Raw genomic sequence first — 18,690 nt, forward strand, 5'->3', positions numbered from 1 at the left:
TATAATCTATTTACAGCAACAAATAAAGCGCTTACATTTAAAGTAAAAAAGAGATAAGTATTAGTTGAATTTAATACAATAAATACCATATTTAACTTTTTGAGTTGTAATTTTTATGTTTTCTTTCTTCAAAAGTTCATGTTTACGAATCAGGAAATTAGAATCATAGATAGGCACAAAGTACTGGAAGGAAAAACATGGAATCTGTCGAAATAACATTTATAGTCATATGAAGGGTGGTGATAACAACTCAAATGAAGATGCATTACGGTACTTTTTACATCACAGATTGAACAGGGGGTGCACATGATAAAAGAGTTGTTTTTGGAATTACTTTTTATTGTTTTTCCGATACTATTATATCAATTTTTAATATTAATTCATGTATCCAGCGGCTGGCGCTGCCAGATCGGACTTGGCCTGTTTTGCGGACTTGCGATGAATTCCTCTGTGTTGCTTCAGGGCTTGTTAGCGGCTGATTTTAGCAGGGATTTTATTTATGTTCCGCTCATTATTTCCTTGCTGTATGGCGGATTTGCATCCCTGGGTATTGCAATGCTTTTCTTTTTTATTGTGCGGTATGCCGCTTGGGGTGGTGAATGGAATGAGGCCCTGGCTGTTATTCTCATCGTCGTCTGTGTCGTCTCGCTGGTACGGTCAGGATTCATGAGATGGCAGCCATACCAGCGTTTTCTGATTACGCTTGGTCTGTCCTTCATGGCCTATTATATTTCGCAAATTTACAGGACTGTCCATAAGAATCAAGAGGAGCTGGTGGAAGCGCTGATCTTCTCGCCTGGCCTGGTGGTTCATCTTGGAGCAATGGCACTCATCACGCTTTTTATGGAGATGGTAATCAGGAGCAAGCAAGTACGGGAGGAGATGCTGGTCTCCGAGAAAATGAATGCGGCAGGGCAGCTCGCATCGGCATTTGCACATGAGCTTCGATCCCCGTTAACGGTGGTGAAGGGTTACTTGCAGTTGGCGACGCGCGGGCTGGAAGGAGAAAACAGGCGGTATATTCATAACTCACTGGCGGAGCTGAACCAGGCTGAGTATGTCATTAATGACTTCCTTAATTTTGCGCGGCCGCAGGTAGAGAAGGTAGAAGACTTTCTCGTATGCGATGTACTGGGTCAAATTAAGGACTCGATGTCCCCGATGGTTGTGTTGTATAAGGTGGATTTGAATATGGAATGCGAACAAAATTTGTGGATTCGTGCGGACCGGCTGAAAATCAGGCAGGCATTGTCCCGGATCATCGAGAATGCGATTGAAGCATCCGGGGAGGGGCAGGTCAGGGTAAAGGCTTACCGTGAATCCGGGCATATTTGTTTGTCCATATGTGACAATGGAAGAGGGATGTCGAAGGAAGAACTGGAAAAGCTGGGGACGCCGTTTTACTCTACAAAAAGGAAGGGAACAGGGCTTGGCCTAACGGTCTCTTTCCGTATTATTCAAGCCATCTGCGGGCATTGGAAGTATACGAGCAAGAAGGGGAAAGGAACAACGACAGTTGTCAAACTGCCTTCACACCCTGTGATGGACGCGCCATGTACGGAAGTTTAGTTGAGTAAGCGATTGCCCAATTGCAAGACAGCCCTTTCAAGGCAGTGATCATGCAAAAGCAGCCTCCCGTCAGTGAACTGCACCCCATTTGTAAGACAAGATCAACTATGGAGGTGCAGTTTACCATTGGGGCTGCTTTTGTGTCTGTACAAGGGTTGCAGGATCAAATGACCTGAGCTGCCGGCCTTCACGCCCCCTCTCCAAATGGCCTGGGGACGGGCTGGTTGGTCGTCTATGCTATTGACATAGACAATCAAATAAGCATAGATTATTCAAGAGAATGAAGAAGGGGCTTGTAAAACGAATGTTAGCAAAGTAAAATTATGACAAGAAAAGACAGGATGCGAGGTGATATACGCAGTCAGTGGCATAACCAGTAGAATTGATATGGACATTAGAACAGAGGTGAATGCTTGAAATGAAGTCCCGCAACAGCAAGACAGGACGTAAGCCACTGCTCTATGTACAGATGGCTGAGAAAGTAATGGACGAAATCAGAAAGCGGAATTTGCAGCCGCATGATCCGGTCCCATCCGAAGGCGAATTGGCCAAGCTGTATGCGGTCAGCCGAATGACCGCCAAGCTCGCTCTGCAGATATTGGTGAAGGAGGGCGTTGTATATAGGCTCGAGCGCAGAGGAACTTTCCTGTCAGCGGATTTTGTACAGGAGAATGCCAAGGAACTGGTATTTCAGCCCGCGGCCGCGCCGCAAAAGCAGGCGAAGCGAAGGATCGCCATGGTATTTCCGAATCTGGATGACTATACCGCGAGAATTATCGCTGCTGCGGAGCAGGAAGCGCGAAAATCAAATTGTCATCTGCTCGTTCGCATCTCGACTGACAATGAAGATGAGAGCGAGTGCCTCCAGGAGTTGTACGATGACCAGGTAGACGGTATTATTTTGTACCCCCGGGGGCGGATGAAGTGCAGTGAGAAAGTGTTGGAACTTACGCTGTCCAACTACCCGCTTGTGATCATCGACCGGATTTTCCGCGAGCTTCGCATCGATTGCGTCTATCATGATCACTATCAGGGAGCCTATAACCTGACGAAATATTTAATTGGCAAAGGCCATATTGAAATCGGTTACATATCCATTTCATTTGACGGGGTTACAAGCAGAGAGGACAGATATAAGGGGTACATGCAGGCCATGCTGGACCATAATCTATCCGTGAACAGCAACAATATTTTTCTGCAATGTACAGAGGAGTTCATGAGCAATCTGAACACCCCCAACCCGCAGCTGGAAACCTTTCTCGGCAACAATTCTTCCCTTACCGCTGTTGTGTGCATGGACGACTATTTGGCGACATCCTGTCTCTATACGGCGCTGCATATGAACAAGTCAGTTCCCGAGGATTTGTCCATAATCGGATTTTCTGATATTCAACTCTCAAGCCTGCTGCCGATTCCACTTACTACGGCAAGACAGATTACGGAGCAATTGGGTCAAGCTGCAGTCAATCTGGTTTGCAAGCGGATGGAAAATTCAAGGGAAGGGGCCATTACGATAAAAGTAAATACGTCTATTATTGAACGCAGCTCGGTACATACGATCCGCAGGGCGCTGGACAGCCCGATCATCGCAAGTCCGGGGAATGGGCAACTGTACCAATGATATTTTGGACAGGCAGTTTCCACTGGCATCAAAGAGAATAAAAAAATTGACCCCGAATGAGTTGTATATGTCAATGACATACATTATCCTTATTGTATGGTTCTGACATAGTTTGAAGGAGAGAGGAGGATTGGTTTTGTAAGCGTTATCACATTATCTTGAAAGTGAATCCTGCAAGCTCTATTTGTTAAGGAATGTATAGTGTAAGGTACAACCAATAACGAAATAAGGAGCCCGATTATGAAAAAAATCAAGTTGTGGGTAGTCGTTGCGCTTTTCGCAATGCTGTCATCTTCATTGGCTTTGGCAGGGGCGGAAACCGTGCAAGCCAACGCTCTGCCGGTAACCGTGTATAAGGACGGGGATTTTACAGGAACCTCGCAAAGCTTTGACGTTGGCTTTTACAATGATAATGTGCTCAAGTCCGGAGTCGGCAATGATCAAATTTCATCCGTCCGGGTTGCGCCGGGATATCGGGTAACGCTTTACAAGGATGCCAATTACTCAGGAGACAGTTACATACTTACGTCAGACTCTTCATGGCTCGGTTGGTTTAACGATGTAACATCCAGCCTCAAGGTTGAATTGATCGGCGGTCCGAATCTGCCAGTCATTGCTTATGCCAATTCTCCTTATGGAGGAGTGGAGCAGCAGTTTGATGTAGGTGAGTTCAACTGGGACGTTCTCAACGCCGGAGTCGGCAATGACAAGATGTCTTCGATCCGAATCCGCCCGGGCTACAAGGTGACCCTGTACAAGGATCACAGCTATCAGGGGGCATCGAAGGTATTGACGGCGGACCAAATATATTTGGATGACTTTAATGACAGCGTTTCCAGTTTAAAGGTCGAGAAGATTTCGCCGGTGGACTCCACAAGCATAGCGGTTCCTGGTAATGCATACAGTGATGCTGCCAAGCGGCAGCTCCTGCAAACATTTGCACCACGCATCTGGTTTGCCCAAGGCGAAGTATACTTCCCGTCTTCTGTGGAATACACCTTCCCGTATGTAGACCGCTATCTGAATCCAAACTCGGGCAAATATGAGCTGAAGACAAAGGTAGATCTGAATCCTTACAACCTGAAGCTGCCTTATTTCGTAGGGGATTTGGCCAATGCTCCAATCTATGCTTTCTGGGTAGAAAAGGAGTATGGAAATGTCGATCTGGTGTACTTCCAGTTCAGTGCTTATGATCTGGGCAAGACCGTGCTTGGTACAGAGGTTGGCGACCATGTCGGCGACTGGGAGCGGATCACAGTCCGTTTAGCGAAGTTCGAAGACAACAACACCCAATACGTCAAGCCGGTGCAAGTCCTGTACGGCGCGCATTCCTTCAGCACGGTATACAGATGGGATGAAGTTGACAAGATCAATGGCACGCATCCTGTAGGCTATTCCGCATTTGGTTCGCACGGCATGTGGAAAGATCCGGGCAACCATGTCTACAAGGACTTGGTCGTTGTGCAACTGATCGACGTAGCCAACCAAGGTACAGCATGGGATACATGGAACAACATTCAGGCATTCCAATACTTCCCGAATCAGGGTACTGGCGTCGGGCTCGGCAATCCATTCCCGGCTTGGCTCGGCAGAGACTTCAGCAACCCGAACAGCGGTGCCATCTATCGCTTCGGCAATCCGGCACAAGGCAGCTTCTTCGGCCAGCCATTGCTTGCTGACGGACCTACCGGACCACAGGAAAAAGGAGCCCTGCTCAATGACGTGGTGCTGGACTAAGCAAATAACAGCGTTATCAATTAAGGCAAGGCAGCACTTCTCCATCTTTAATTGACATGAGGAGGTGGGGGTCATGGCAGGGTAAGAGAGAAATAACTCATGGCAAAATCAATTATGGAGGGGTTCACTTGAAAAGAAACAAATCATTTATTTTGCTTCTCGTCATCATGGCTCTGGTTATGGCAGCCTGCAGCAACAATGCAGCGCCGAAAGAGGCAGAAAAACCGAAGGATAACACAGATAAGCCGGTTGAAACGGCACAGTCCGATGTCAAAGAAGCTCCAATGCTGACAGCACTGGTTACGGCAGGGACACTGCCTAAGCTGGAAGAGCGCATGCCGGTCCAATCGGATATCATGGTGCAGGAGGTTGTCGATGAGATCGGAACGTACGGCGGCGACTGGAAAATGCCATGGACTGGACCTGGCGACAAGTGGGGCGTCGGCATGGCGACTGAGGAAGCACTGTTCCGTTTCAACAAGACAGGCGACAAAGTGGAGCCTAACGTTGCCAAAGGCTATGAAGTCAATGATGATTCTACCGTTTTTACGATTCATTTGCGTGAAGGCATGAAATGGTCGGACGGCGTGCCGTTCACAGCTGACGATGTATTGTTCTACTGGGAGCACATGCTGACGAAGGAAACCTTCGGCAAGAAAATCTACGATGCCTACTATTCCGTTGATCCTGCGACAGGCAATAAGGCATTGGCTGAAGTGAAAAAGGTCAATGATTACACGTTTACGGTGACACATAAATATCCAAACGTTCAGTTTCTGGAGCGCGTAGCGATCGATAATAAATGGTTTTTCGCACCAGCACACTTCCACAAGACGATTCTTCCGGAATTGGTAGGTGATGCGAAAACACTCGAAATCACCAAGCAATGGGGCTATGAGGATCCGAAGGTTTTCCTGGTTGAGACCGGTTACTACGACTGGATTCACTACCAGATCCCAACGATCAGAGCCTGGGTTCCAAAAAACGATCCAAACAGCGATCAGTTCATTTATGAGCGCAACCCGTACTACTGGAAAACAGATGCGGAAGGCAAGCAGCTTCCTTACATGGATCGTATCGTCATGACGAAGATTCAAGACCCAAGCCAAAAGCTGCTCGGTACACTCTCTGGCGATTACAACCTGGTAACCTTTGATTCCAAGGATTTCACGGTTCTGAAGGAAAACGAGAAAAAAGGTGATTTCCGCGTTATTCCTTGGACACAGCCGACTTGGTCCAGTGCAGGAGTCCAGTTGAACCAGACGACACCAGATCCTAATCTGCGCAAGCTGTTCCAGGACATTCGTTTCAGAGAAGCACTGTCCATCGGGGTTGACCGTGTAGAAATTTCCGAAATCGTCACCAATGGTCTTGCTGATCCGATTCAGGCTTCCGTACCGGAAGGCGTTATCGGCTATCAAGAGGGATGGGCGAAGCAATGGGCTGAATACGACCCTGAACGTGCCAATCAGATTCTGGATGAGCTTGGTCTGACCAAGCGTGACAAAAACAATTTCCGCATATTCGCTGACGGTTCGGATTTGACGCTGGATATTGTAGAAGGCAGCCCGGATAATGCAGCATTCCTGGAACTGCTGAAGAAATACTATGAGAATCTGGGACTTAAACTAAATGTTAAAGTCGTGGATTCGGGTACACAGTTTGACCTGAAATACGCAAACAAGATTCCGATGCATACAGAGAATATCTCTGTAGCGAACGTAGCTTTCCGTCCGGATACACTCGTTCCGCTTCGCGTTATTACACCTTGGTTCGGGCACTACGGACTGTACAGCTCTTCAGGGGGTAAAGAAGGCGAGAAACCGGAGGGCGATGTGGCGCTGATTCTCCAGCTGTGGGATAAGGTCAAAGCAAGCAAGAGCGTAGATGAAATCAATCAATACAGCAATGAGATTGTGAAGCTTCATATGAAAAACCAATGGGTCATCGGTTATGCCGGCCCAACCCCGGTGCTGATTACAGCATCCAACAGTGTCCGCAACGTTCCGTCCAATCTCGTATGGGCAGATGAATACCGTACACTGGGCCATGGCCATCCGTCGCAGTTCTATATCAAGCAGTAATACTGAGAGACGAATCGTGACAATAGTGGGGAACTTTGCTTCCCCGCTATTGTTTCCTTATTCCGCTATACATCGGTAAGGCTTTTAATTGTTCCGGAGAGGATAGGATATGAGATGCTTCAATACATTATAAAGCGGATCCTATTGGTCATACCTGTTGTGATCTTGATTTCGTTTGTTGTTTTCTATATCATTCAGCTTCCGCCAGGTGACTATGTGTCCAGCTACTCGGCCAAAATGTCGGCAGCAGGCGATGTCATGACACAGGCAGAGATGGATGAAATGAGGGCCAATCTGGGCCTGGACCGTCCGGTATATGAGCAATATTTTGTGTGGATGAAGAAAATTATTTTGCATGGTGACTTTGGTTTCTCGTTTAACTTTAATAAGCCCGTTATTGACGTCGTAGGGCAGTATATGGGCCTTACGATTGTCGTATCGCTAGTCACAATGCTATTTCAATATGCAGTGGCCATTCCTATCGGTATCTATACAGCTGTCAAGCAATACTCTGCAGGAGATTATTTTTTCTCGGGCCTCAGCTTTATCGGTATGGCGACACCAAACTTTTTGCTTGCCATTATTTTAATGTATCTGTCGTATACATGGTTTGGCGACCCGCTGCTCGGCTTATTTTCCAATGAATATGTAAATGCGCCATGGTCTATGGAAAAGGTATTCGATCTGATGAAGCATTTGATTATACCGGTTATTGTAATCGGGCTTTCCAGTACAGCCGATCTGGTCCGAATAATGCGGGGTCAGATGCTGGATGAGCTGAACAAGCCGAATGTGGTGACAGCAAGAGCCAAAGGTTTGTCAGAATGGAGCATTCTGTGGAAGTATCCGACACGCGCAGCGTTGAATCCGATTGTCAGTACGCTGGGATGGTCGCTTTCTTCCATTTTTACAGGTGCGACGATTACGGCAATTGTTTTGAACCTCCCGATTCAGGGACCTGTCATGTATAACGCATTGCTCGGTCAAGACATGTATCTTGCCGGCTCCTGGCTGTTATTCATGGCGTTGCTGACCGTAGTTGGTACCCTGATTTCCGATATTTTGCTTGCATGGCTTGATCCAAAAATCCGTACAGAGTTCAGGGGTAACTAAGCGATGAAAACACTACCTGTATTCAAAAGACAAAAACCCGCAGTTATCAGTCCGGCAAAAACCAAGGATGCCAATTACAGCTCGCAATGGCGGCTGATCTATTTAAAATTCAAGAAGCACAAGCTGGCTCGCATCAGCTTGGTTATTCTGGCCGTGTTGTACACTGTCGCTTTATTTGCCCAATTTATCGCCCCTTACGGGCTGCAAAGCTATGATAGCAAATATGTCAACGCGCCTCCGATGGGACTGCATTTTATAGATGCAGACGGCAAGTTCCACTTCAAGCCGTTTGTATACGGGCTCAAGTCCGAGCGCGACCCGGAGACCATGCGTAAAATGTTCGTTGCGGATACGGAAAATCGCTATCCGATTCAATTTTTTGTGAGGGGCGAGGAGTATAAATTTCTGGGCCTCATCCCAACCTCCCTGCACTTGCTTGGCGTTGAGGAGCCAGGACGCATTTTCCTTCTTGGAACGGATGGCATGGGCCGGGATATGTTCTCTCGTATTGTGCTGGGAAGCCAGGTTTCACTTAGCATTCCGCTCGTCGGGGTCGGAATCAGCTTCGTAATTGGCTTATTTCTCGGAGGCATCTCCGGTTATTTCGGCGGCTGGATGGATTCTGTAATTCAGCGCATCATTGAGATTATTCGTTCCTTTCCTACACTTCCGCTGTGGATGGCATTATCGGCGGCAATTCCGCCCCGCATACCTGTCGTGACTATGTATTTGTACATCGTTATTATTTTCGCCTTCATCGGCTGGACCGATCTGGCGAGGGTCGTAAGGGGCAAGTTCATTTCTCTTAAAAATGAAGATTATGTCGTGGCTGCGAAAATCGCCGGGGTGAGCGATGGCAAAATTATTGTCAAGCATTTGCTGCCGGGCTTTATCAGCTACCTGGTTGTGGCGACGACACTGGCGATCCCGGGCATGATTCTCGCCGAGACTGCCATGAGCTTCCTCGGACTCGGTATCCGCTCGCCGGCTACAAGCTGGGGCGTACTGCTTCAGGAAGCCCAAAAGATTGAGAACGTTGCCTTGTATCCTTGGAAGCTGTTCCCGCTCGGGATCGTTATTTTGACTGTACTCACCTATAACTTCCTGGGTGACGGCCTGCGCGATGCGGCAGACCCATATAAGAAATAAGGAAATTACTAAGAGGCAAGCGAGGGGATAGCATGACGACTCAGGCAGCTCGCACGGAGCAACCTCTACTGTCCGTTCAAGACCTTAAGATCCAGATTCAAATGGATAACGGAGTCATGCACGCAGTGGACGGAGTAGACTTTGATATTTATAAAGGCAAAACTTTAGGACTGGTAGGCGAGTCCGGCTGCGGTAAAAGCTTGACCAGCAGATCGATTATCAGCATCAATCCCAAAGAATGTGAGACGACAGGCAATATTGTATACCATTCGGAGTCTGAAAAGGCGCTCAACAATCTGAATTTGCTGTCACTGCCGCCTACCGGGAAGAAAATTCGTTCCATTCGCGGACGGAAGATTGCGATGATCTTTCAGGAGCCAATGACGGCATTCTCTCCAATGTATACGATTGGCAATCAGATTATGGAAGCCATTCTGATTCACCGGACAAAGGATAAGAAGGAAGCCAAGAAGATCGCCCTGGAAATGCTGGCCAAGGTAGGCATTTCCGATCAAGAAAAGCGTTTTGACCAGTATCCGCACGAGTTCTCAGGTGGAATGCGGCAGCGGGCCATGATCTCAATGGCTTTATCCTGTAATCCGGAGCTGCTTATTGCCGATGAGCCGACAACTGCACTGGACGTGACGATTCAAGCCCAGGTACTGGAGCTGATGCGCGAACTGCAGAAGGAGCTGGGGATGGCCATTTTGCTGGTGACGCATGATTTGGGAATCATTGCACAAATGTGTGATGAGGTAGCCGTTATGTATCTGGGCAAAATTGTGGAGCAGGCACCGGTGAAAGAGATCTTCTATAATCCGAAGCATCCGTATACAAAGGGTTTGCTCAAATCGATGCCAAGGCTTGGCGGGACCAAGAGCAAACGGCTCGATTCTATTGAAGGATCAGTTCCCATGCCGATCGACATGCCTCCGATGTGCGGTTTCTATGAACGCTGCAAGGACCGGATCGAAGGGGTGTGCAATACAAAGGCTGTGCCGAAAACCTATATCTCCGATCAGCACAGCGTAAGATGCTTCCTGTATTCGGATCAGCTTGAAGGAGAAGCACAATGACCAAAAAAATCTTAAATGTCGAAAATATAAATAAATATTTCCAAGTCAAATCCAAAAAAGCCTTGTTCCGCAAGCCTGCTTCTGTACACGTGTTGAATGATATCTCCTTCGAGCTGCTCGAAGGAGAGACATTGAGTATTGTAGGGGAATCGGGCTGCGGCAAGACCACGCTTGGGCGTTGTCTTGTCAGGGGAATGGATGCGTCTTCCGGCAATGTCTATTACCATACAGAGGACGGACAACAGATTGACTTTCTCAAGCTGAAAGGGAAGCACTCCAAGCAGTACCGGCGAAATATCCAGATGATCTTCCAGGACCCGTATTCCTCGCTTAGCCCGAGAATGAGTGTGTTCGATATTATTGCCGAACCGCTTATTGCCAATTTTAAGCTGAGCAAGTCCGAGGTAGAACAGAAGGTAATGGAGATCGCCGAGAAGACTGGCTTGAATGTCAATTATCTGCAGCGATATCCGCATGCTTTCTCCGGTGGCCAGAGGCAGCGGATTGCGATTGCCCGGGCGCTGATTATGCGTCCGCGATTGATCGTATGCGATGAGGCCGTGTCGGCATTGGACGTATCGATCCAGGCACAGATCATTAACCTGCTTAAGGACCTGCAGGAGCAATTTCAAATTACCTATATTTTTATCTCTCATGACCTTTCGATTGTACAGAATATCTCTGACCGGGTAGCGGTTATGCATCTGGGCAAAATTGTTGAACTGGCGACAACGGAATCCTTGTTCAGCAGCCCGAAGCATCCGTATACAGAAGCGCTCATGTCAGCAGTTCCCCAGCCTGACCCGGAGCTGAAGAAGAGCCGGATCATTCTGGAGGGCGAAATGCCGAACCCGGCTAATCCGCCTAGCGGCTGTCACTTCCACCCGCGCTGCGCTTACAAGACAGAAAAGTGCGTGCAGCAGGCGCCTGAGCTTCGCCAGGTAGCCGACAACCATTTTACTGCCTGCCATTATGCAGAAGAGCTGAACCTGCAGGGCGTACAGGACGAGACGGCAAGTGCGATCTGATTTGGAGCGTAGTGATGTTTTCATCACTACGCTTTTAAGTGAAGAAGCTATTAGCTTCAGGAGAGGGAGGGCTGATTTGCATCAGCCTTTCAGCTACAGCCCGATAACAATAATGGAGAGGCTGCTATGGAACACATTGTAACATTTTTCACAACAATTTTTGCCCAGTATGAAATCTATATCCGCATCCTGATCAGTGCCATCCTGGGCTTGCTGATCGGATTTGACCGGACGCACAAGCATAAGCCGGCGGGCGTAAAGACGTACACGTTCGTTACAGTTGCTTCGGCTTTAATTACAATTGTCTCGATTGAGAGTGTAGAAATGTACAGCCATCTGCATAACCGGACGATGATGGACCCGATGCGCCTGACGGCTCAAATCGTATCCGGTCTTGGCTTTCTGGGTGCGGGTCTTATTATGAAAAGCGGATTTGAGGTAAAGGGACTCACTTCAGCGGCGATGATTTTGTTTGCGGGAGGCGTCGGGATCGGTATTGGCGCGGGCTTCTATGGCATCGTCATCTTTACGATCATTACCGTTTTCGTCTTTATCCGGGTGGGCGGCTTGATCGAGAAGCTGGAACATGACAGGATGCACGCAAGCGAGAAGAAGGATTTGTCGGCTTTGAATAAATGAATTTTGCATAATAATGCTGTAGCATGAACTCAAGCATTTTAGCAGAATAAACAAACCAGCCCTCAACATTTCTGCCTGGGCAGAAAATGGAGGGCTGGTTTGTTTTAACGCCTTAATTTTTTTGGTACGATAATTGTCGCTTACTTCAACAGCCACAATGCCGGTGTTGTAGCAGGCTCCCAGCTTACGATGGACGTGTGAGCCTGTCTGCACTCATACACAGCACCATTGTAAGTGACTTTTGCACCCACAGCGTAAGCTGTATTTGGAGCCCATGCTGGTGCGGTTGAAGCGGCAGCAGTTGTTCCGCTTACAGTGCTGGCAGCGGATTGGTTACCGGCGGCGTCAAAAGCATATACACTGAACGAATACGTGGTGCTTGGGTTCAGACCTGTTACGGTGTAGCTTGTAGCTGTTCCGGATACTGTTGTAACAAGATTGGAGCCTTGGTAAATGCGGTAGCCTGTTACACCTACATTATCTGTGGAAGGGTTCCACATCAGCATAATGCTGGAGGATGTAGGCGCTCCCATAACATGCAGTCCGCCTGGAGCTGTAGGGGCTTGAGTATCAGGACCGGATGGAGCCAGCGTTGTTACGCTGATGGAATTGCTGTTAGCCGACACATTGCCAGCAGCATCAAACGCTCTGACAGCAAAGTTATACGTTGTGTTTGCAGTCAAACCAGTTACCGTGTAGTTCAAAGTAGAGCCGGAAACCGTTCCGATCTGGTTAGCGCCTTGAAAGATCCGGTATCCGGAAACCCCCACATTATCTGTGGAGGCGTTCCAGGAAAGGGATACGCTGGTTGTAGTTGTGCCCGATGCAGCAAGTGCAGACGGAGCTGTAGGAGGTTGCGTGTCGGCAGGATTGCTGCCGGAGAAATTAACGTCAATAACATTATAGAATGCGTTTACAGTATCATGGATTTCCCAAACAGCGAGAATAACGTGATATCCTGTGCGCGCAGGAACATTACAATTGCTGGTGTAAGTCGTAGGAGGCTGTGTTCCGTTGTAGTTGTCCGTACAGAAAGGAGTGAGGTCAAACGAGTTGCGTGTCAGTGGAGCATTTGGATTCCAGTTTGGCTTGGTGATGTAGTATTTCCAGTTTGTTGTTCTGTGGTTGGCTGTGAATTTCCAAGTGAAGGCGTTTGGTCCGGAGTTAATGTTTACTTTAGCCCAACGTGTAGCCGACTGCTGGTCAAGCTCAGGGAATGCTCCATTGGCACTGGCAATTTTTCCGTCTACCGGTCCTGCAGCAGGGAAACCTTTAGGAGCTTCAAGACTTTGCGGTTCCCATACAATCGAACCACAGTTCTGATTCTGGCCTGATTTACAAAGTGCTGCACGGCTTGCAGGTCCTTCAACATAGCCGTGGGCAGAAGAAGTTTGCGGTGCGATTACAAAAAGGGATGAGGCGAGCGCCATAATAAGTGCGAGAGCAAAAAACTTTTTTACACCCGATTGAGGCATCTGGATTGTGTTCATGTGATTTTTCCTCCTTGGTTTTGTAAGATGGCTTGCAGATGCATGCTTGTGCTGAAATCTGATCGTCTTAACTCATGTACCAACCTCCTCTGTCCTTAGATTTATATAAACTCAAATGAGCCTATACACAGACTTGGGTTGAAAGATAAGATCGAAAAGCCGGAAATGAAGTAAAGAAGGAATGATGAATAGTAGTAGATACAGACTGTGTCAATAAGTAGGGTGTAAGGCGGGCGAATAGAAAGAGGATAAGTCGAGAGAAAGCGTAACGTGCAAGCAGTAAAATCTTGTAATACTGAATCTATTATAGCATAAAAAAAGGAAATGTTGTCAATCAAAAAGTCCAATATTAAAAATTTTTAGCAAATATAAGCGAGAAATCTGCAATATTATGCGTCTTTTAAGCAAAAAAACGTCAATTGTCTTCTCAACTCTTTTCCTTATAATCAGCCTATGCTTCGTCGCCGGGGTGGGACAAATTGCTGCTGCCCGGCCATTGCTGACAGGTTCATGTTTATGGTAAGCTGGACACCAATCACAATTGAAATCGCTTACACCACAAAAATAAATTTGCTTTGCATAACGGCTGCAAATTTTTGAACAGTATCAGACCAAATTATTGCATTTGATCGAACCGGCATTGCTGATAGAATGCTAGTATGGAGAATGACTGTCTGCATGTTGATCTGTGAGGGGGCAAGTTTCGCAGCTGTCCTAATAGCTTTGGGCTGACCGGGTCACAGACAAGGGCGGTATTCCAAGGCGGTATTTCCGATGATGGAGGAAAAGTGATGACACATATATATTGGACGCAAGAGAAGCGGGAGGGTTATGACGCCTGGGTGGGAGATAACGGATATATATCACTGTGCATGATTCCGGAGCTTGGGAGCAAGGTGATTTCCCTTGTCAGCCGCAAGACCGGACGGGAGTGGCTGTGGAGGAGCGGCAAGCCGCTCGGCAACAAGGGCTTTGGCACATCCTTCGCCGAAAGTGACGAGAGCGGATGGGATGAGATGTTCCCGTCCATCAATGAATGCCTGTATCCGGAGGCGCCTTATGAAGGAGCTTCGATTCCCGACCATGGTGAAGTGTGGTCGCTTGCGTGGCAGGCAGAAGGATCAGGAGAGGAACTGCACTGCCGGGTAGAAGGTCCGGTCTTCCCGTATACGCTGAAGAAAACCTATCGTTTTACCGCGGAGAATACATTGCGGATTGATTATGAGGTTCATAACCGCGGCGGATCGCCGTTGTCGTTCCTGTGGGCGGCCCATCCGCTGCTTCAGATCACGGAGGGAATGCGGCTGCAAGTAACCGGATCGCCGGATGAGATTGAGGTTTCCTATTCCGCGGGCAGCCGTCTGGGACAATTCGGGGACAAGCAGCCATGGCCGGTTATCAGGCAGGAAAGCCAGGTCATTGATCTTGGGAAAACAGAGCCAATGAGCGCTGAAACTGCGGAAAAATATTATTTTACCGGGAAGCTGGACACAGGCCGGGCTTCGCTTCACGACCCGGCAACCGGTGAGTCGATTGAATTCCGTTTTCCTGCCCGGCAGGTGCCTTATCTGGCAGTTTGGGCCAACTACGGAAGCTATGGCGGTTACTACCATTTGGCAATTGAGCCGGCAACAGGCCGCATGGATGACTTAAGCCATGCCATGTCAACAGGAGAAACTGCAGTTGTCCCGGCAGGCGGGAAATATCAGTGGCATATGGAAATCGTCATTGCTTAATTCTGCAAGGAAAACAAGGGGGAATGCATCATGAAGCGGCTGTTCATGAACCGCAGCATCAGCGCCAAGATTGTCTGGAGCAGCATGTTGATCTCGCTCATTCCCCTTTTGATTTTGTCAGGTCTGTTCTATCTCTCCAGCACCAATTCCCTGGAGAAGACGATGTTTCGCAGTTCCGGACAAAATGCGGGCTATTTATCGAGCGGGCTGGACCAGTATTTTCGCAATATTTCCACCTCCGCCCTGGCAGTGTACTCGTTTAACCGCGTTATCGGCCTGATGGAGCACGGGCCAAATTATAATGACGCGGAGACGATTTATGTCAAGGAGTCACTGGAAAATTACTACCGTCTGGTTGTCAACAAGAACAAAGACATTATCAAAATCATGGTTTATGGCAAGGACAACACGTTGAGGGACGCCTGGTCGAGAGCGGCCAGCTACGATACGATTCAATTGGAGAGGAGCATCCCGCACTATATGGAGATGCTCAATTTGCCGTTTCAGCAGTCCATGATGTTCGCTTATAACGAGCCATTGCTGGGGAATGATCTGCTTGTCTATGCGATCCCGATTTATGACCCGTTCTACAAGCAAAAGTACGGATCGCTCGTCTTCTATATCCAGAAGAAAGACTTTGTCAAAACGATTGAGGAGAACAACAGCCCGCCCAATATTATTGTGTTGCAAAACGGACGCGGCGAAATCTTTTACAGCACAAATGATTATTATAACCAGGTTGTTCATCCATTCAGCTATCCGGGTCCATGGGCGAATAACAATCCCCGCAACGTCTCCTTTACACGCAGCGGAGATCTGTTTGTCGGCACATCATACCTGGATAATTCCAATATCGGCATCACGCTCGTCTATCCGAACCCGGAGCTCGCCCAGAACCGGAAGAATACCTTGTTTATTTCAATTGGCGCATTAGTTATCGTCATGCTCGTTATTTTCATCTTCTCTATTCTGGCGCAGCGATTCATTACCCGGCCCATCCAGATGCTCCGCAAAGCGATGAAAGCAGTGCGCAACGGGAACTTTCATGTCACGCTGCCGTCTACCCGGAACAAGGATGATCTGTCCGAGCTCGGCCGGAACTTTAATTTTATGACCGAGAAGATTCGAGAGTTGATCGAAAATGAATACCAGATGCAGCTTCGCCATAAGGAAGCCCAGATTCTGGCGCTGCAAATGCAGATCAATCCGCATTTTTTGCACAACACGCTGCAGGCGATCGGCGGCAAGGCGGTACTGAGCGGGGAATACGAAATTCATGAAATGTGCCATGCGCTGAGCGACATGTTCCGGTACAGCTTCTATGAAGGAAATATGGAATCCACGGTGGGACAGGAGTTGGCACATGTGAACAACTACCTCTACATTCAGCAGTTCCGGTTCGAAGAGGCGCTGCATACCGAGATCGGTGTGCCGGATGGTCTGATGCAGCAGGGGATGATTCGTTTTGTGCTCCAGCCGATAATCGAGAACATTATGATTCATGGTGCGGATAGGCTTGATCAGGGGGTACTCTCCATCAGCATTCGCGCAGTGAGGGAAGAGGACAGCCTTGTGCTGAGGATTCGGGATAATGGTGTCGGGATCGAAGCAGGCAAGCTGGCCGCCTTGAGGGCCAGCCTGGAGCGGCGCTCGGTTGAAGTCTTTTCCGGCGTATCGATCGGACTCAAGAATGTGCATGAGCGCATCCGTCTTGTCTACGGGCAGCCATACGGCCTGGAGGTAGACAGCGAGCCGAATATCGGCACAACAGTCCGCATACGCATTCCGTACAGCAAAGGGGGCACTGAAGATGTATAAGGTGATGGTTGTCGATGATGAGATATGGGGGAGAAAATCAATCAGCAAAATGATCGGCGAACTGCCGCTTGCGGTCGAGGTTGTCGCTGAGGCAACGAACGGACAGGAAGCGCTGGAGCTGATTCGTCTCAAATCGCCGCATATTGTGGTGACGGATATGAATATGCCGGTTATGGACGGGGAACGGTTTCTGGAAAGCCTGTACACGCTGCATAGCAGTATCAAGGTCATTGTCATTAGCGGCTACTCCCAATTCCAGTATATGAAAGCGGCGTTGAAATACAGGGCGTGCGAGTATGTGCTGAAGCCGGTCTCGATTCCGGATTTGAGAGAGGCGATGCTCAAGGCCATTGAAGCCTGCCGTGAATACAGCAGCATGCAGCAGCAGAAGAAATCCAGCGAGGAGATGCTTGGCCTAAGACGCAAGGAATTTTTACAGCATGTGACGGGGCGCCGTATTGCCAATCTATCGGATATGAACCGCCAGGCTGCAGAGCTGGATATTACGGATGCCTGCAACAGCTATCAGCTTGCGGTGTGCATGCTGCGCCAATTTCAGGAGACGGCCAGGACGAAATTTCACGGCAATGCCGATTTGTTTATGTTCAGTGTGGAAAATATTTTGCAAGAGGTGATGCAGGACGACAGCCTGCTGATCTACAAGACGGACGACAGCACCCGGTTATGCCTCATCCTGCCCGGCTATGACTATAATGCGGACCGTACCGTTCAATTGCTTCGTGATTTCCATCAGGCAGTCTCAAGGATGCTTGGCAGCGATCTGGCTGTCGGTCTTAGTCCCGCAAGCGCAGGACTTGAGCTGCTTCCTGAGGCGTATGCAGCGGCGAATACGGCGCTGTGGTCCAACCCGTTGCAGACGCAGGGATTGTCCATCATGACAAGTGGCGGGGGCACTGCCGCAGAAGAACAGCATGTCAGTGCCCCGGTACTGAGTTCATTTGATCTCAAGGAGCTTGGTCATGCGTTTGCTTCCGGCAACAGCAAGAGCAGCCGCCGGCTGCTGGGTGAATTTGTATCGAAGCTTGCCAAGCGCCCGGATTTGACCATTCGCGACGCCCATCTGGAGCTGAACCAGATTGTCGGGCTGGCTGCGTCGGAGGTCAAGGGACTGCCTAGCGCCTTTCCTGCTCTAAGGGAGCCTGGGCTGCTTGCAGGCATTCTGGATTTGCGGCAGCTGAGCGCTTTTGTGGATCAGCTGGGCGCTGCGGCAGCGGCTCACTTTCAGAGCAGTGAGGGGGCGGATTCCGTCCATATCATGGATCGGATCACATCGTTTTTGGAAGCTCGGTATTTTGAGAATATCAGCCTGATTGATGTTGCGACCCGTTTTCATCTCGATCCGACCTATTTAAGCAAATTGTTCAAATCCGCCATTGGTGAAAATTTCGTCGAGTTCATGACGCGGAAGCGAATGGAGAAAGCCTGCGAGCTGCTGCGGGATACCGACCGCAAAATCAATGAAATTTCCGAGCTGGTCGGTTACGAGAATCAGCGTTATTTCAGCCAGGTATTCAAGAAGTTTACGGACCAGACTCCGTCTGAGTACCGGGAGCATGCCTTGCGCCCGCCTGCAAAAAATTGAACATGACGAGCACAATTTATTTTATTA

At 48.7% G+C, this 18,690-nt stretch carries 13 protein-coding genes; 12 read left to right on the forward strand and 1 reads right to left on the reverse strand.

Annotation, left to right across the window (positions count from 1 at the left end):
* Window positions 1-306 precede the first annotated feature (306 nt).
* The 9 genes from H583_RS0127185 to H583_RS34490 all read left to right on the forward strand — a co-directional run bounded on the left by H583_RS0127185 (window position 307) and on the right by H583_RS34490 (window position 12,016).
* Window positions 307-1,569, forward strand: coding sequence for a sensor histidine kinase (locus H583_RS0127185; protein WP_028563242.1), 1,263 nt, complete (start codon window positions 307-309; stop codon window positions 1,567-1,569).
* Window positions 1,570-1,987: 418 nt separating this feature from the next.
* A complete protein-coding gene (locus H583_RS34480; protein WP_051237092.1) occupies window positions 1,988-3,190 on the forward strand; it encodes a GntR family transcriptional regulator in 1,203 nt (400 codons plus the stop codon).
* Window positions 3,191-3,430: 240 nt separating this feature from the next.
* Complete coding sequence (locus H583_RS35720; protein WP_028563243.1) at window positions 3,431-4,927, forward strand: Vps62-related protein; 1,497 nt, start codon at window positions 3,431-3,433, stop codon at window positions 4,925-4,927.
* Between the two features lie 128 nt (window positions 4,928-5,055).
* Window positions 5,056-7,011 carry an ABC transporter substrate-binding protein gene (locus H583_RS0127200; RefSeq protein ID WP_028563244.1) on the forward strand — a complete coding sequence of 652 codons (1,956 nt, stop codon included), beginning with the start codon at window positions 5,056-5,058 and terminating at the stop codon, window positions 7,009-7,011.
* A 114-nt stretch (window positions 7,012-7,125) separates the two neighbouring features.
* Window positions 7,126-8,124, forward strand: a complete 999-nt coding sequence (locus H583_RS0127205; RefSeq protein ID WP_028563245.1) for an ABC transporter permease — start codon at window positions 7,126-7,128, stop codon at window positions 8,122-8,124.
* Between the two features lie 3 nt (window positions 8,125-8,127).
* The gene (locus H583_RS0127210; protein WP_036711184.1) at window positions 8,128-9,273 is read left to right on the forward strand and encodes an ABC transporter permease; all 1,146 of its coding nucleotides are present in this window, start codon (window positions 8,128-8,130) and stop codon (window positions 9,271-9,273) included.
* Between the two features lie 32 nt (window positions 9,274-9,305).
* A complete protein-coding gene (locus tag H583_RS0127215) occupies window positions 9,306-10,349 on the forward strand; it encodes an ABC transporter ATP-binding protein (protein ID WP_028563247.1) in 1,044 nt (347 codons plus the stop codon).
* The gene (locus H583_RS0127220; protein ID WP_028563248.1) at window positions 10,346-11,377 is read left to right on the forward strand and encodes an ABC transporter ATP-binding protein; all 1,032 of its coding nucleotides are present in this window, start codon (window positions 10,346-10,348) and stop codon (window positions 11,375-11,377) included. The genes H583_RS0127215 and H583_RS0127220 overlap by 4 nt, the downstream gene beginning before the upstream one ends.
* Window positions 11,378-11,503: 126 nt before the next feature.
* Window positions 11,504-12,016, forward strand: a complete 513-nt coding sequence (locus H583_RS34490) for an MgtC/SapB family protein (RefSeq protein ID WP_036711186.1) — start codon at window positions 11,504-11,506, stop codon at window positions 12,014-12,016.
* A gap of 140 nt (window positions 12,017-12,156) precedes the next feature.
* Here the strand turns inward: H583_RS34490 and H583_RS0127230 are convergent, their stop codons facing one another.
* Window positions 12,157-13,506 (reverse strand): lytic polysaccharide monooxygenase, encoded by a 1,350-nt coding sequence (locus H583_RS0127230; RefSeq protein WP_028563249.1) that lies wholly within the window; start codon window positions 13,504-13,506, stop codon window positions 12,157-12,159.
* Between the two features lie 791 nt (window positions 13,507-14,297).
* Here H583_RS0127230 and H583_RS0127235 point away from each other — a divergent pair.
* The 3 genes from H583_RS0127235 to H583_RS0127245 are packed head-to-tail and all read left to right on the forward strand — an operon-like array spanning window position 14,298 to window position 18,663.
* On the forward strand, window positions 14,298-15,242 hold the full coding sequence (locus tag H583_RS0127235) for an aldose epimerase family protein (RefSeq protein WP_028563250.1): 945 nt from the start codon (window positions 14,298-14,300) through the stop codon (window positions 15,240-15,242).
* A gap of 30 nt (window positions 15,243-15,272) precedes the next feature.
* Window positions 15,273-17,060, forward strand: coding sequence for a sensor histidine kinase (locus tag H583_RS0127240; protein ID WP_051237094.1), 1,788 nt, complete (start codon window positions 15,273-15,275; stop codon window positions 17,058-17,060).
* A complete protein-coding gene (locus tag H583_RS0127245; protein WP_028563252.1) occupies window positions 17,053-18,663 on the forward strand; it encodes a response regulator transcription factor in 1,611 nt (536 codons plus the stop codon). The genes H583_RS0127240 and H583_RS0127245 overlap by 8 nt, the downstream gene beginning before the upstream one ends.
* The last annotated feature ends 27 nt before the right edge of the window (window positions 18,664-18,690 follow it).

Origin of the sequence: Paenibacillus pinihumi DSM 23905 = JCM 16419 (genome assembly GCF_000422505.1) — a bacterium.
GTDB classification, from domain to species: Bacteria; Bacillota; Bacilli; order Paenibacillales; family Paenibacillaceae; genus Paenibacillus_D; species Paenibacillus_D pinihumi.

Bases quoted from the DNA above. Each gene is read 5' to 3' on its own strand.
- H583_RS34490 (WP_036711186.1), top strand. From the start codon at position 11,504: ATGGAACACATTGTAACATTTTTCACAACAATTTTTGCCCAGTATGAA.
- H583_RS35720 (WP_028563243.1), top strand. From the start codon at position 3,431: ATGAAAAAAATCAAGTTGTGGGTAGTCGTTGCGCTTTTCGCAATGCTG.
- H583_RS0127185 (WP_028563242.1), top strand. From the start codon at position 307: ATGATAAAAGAGTTGTTTTTGGAATTACTTTTTATTGTTTTTCCGATA.
- H583_RS0127210 (WP_036711184.1), top strand. From the start codon at position 8,128: ATGAAAACACTACCTGTATTCAAAAGACAAAAACCCGCAGTTATCAGT.
- H583_RS0127215 (WP_028563247.1), top strand. From the start codon at position 9,306: ATGACGACTCAGGCAGCTCGCACGGAGCAACCTCTACTGTCCGTTCAA.
- H583_RS0127230 (WP_028563249.1), bottom strand. From the start codon at position 13,506: ATGAACACAATCCAGATGCCTCAATCGGGTGTAAAAAAGTTTTTTGCT.
- H583_RS0127245 (WP_028563252.1), top strand. From the start codon at position 17,053: ATGTATAAGGTGATGGTTGTCGATGATGAGATATGGGGGAGAAAATCA.
- H583_RS0127235 (WP_028563250.1), top strand. From the start codon at position 14,298: ATGACACATATATATTGGACGCAAGAGAAGCGGGAGGGTTATGACGCC.
- H583_RS0127205 (WP_028563245.1), top strand. From the start codon at position 7,126: ATGCTTCAATACATTATAAAGCGGATCCTATTGGTCATACCTGTTGTG.
- H583_RS34480 (WP_051237092.1), top strand. From the start codon at position 1,988: ATGAAGTCCCGCAACAGCAAGACAGGACGTAAGCCACTGCTCTATGTA.
- H583_RS0127240 (WP_051237094.1), top strand. From the start codon at position 15,273: ATGAAGCGGCTGTTCATGAACCGCAGCATCAGCGCCAAGATTGTCTGG.
- H583_RS0127220 (WP_028563248.1), top strand. From the start codon at position 10,346: ATGACCAAAAAAATCTTAAATGTCGAAAATATAAATAAATATTTCCAA.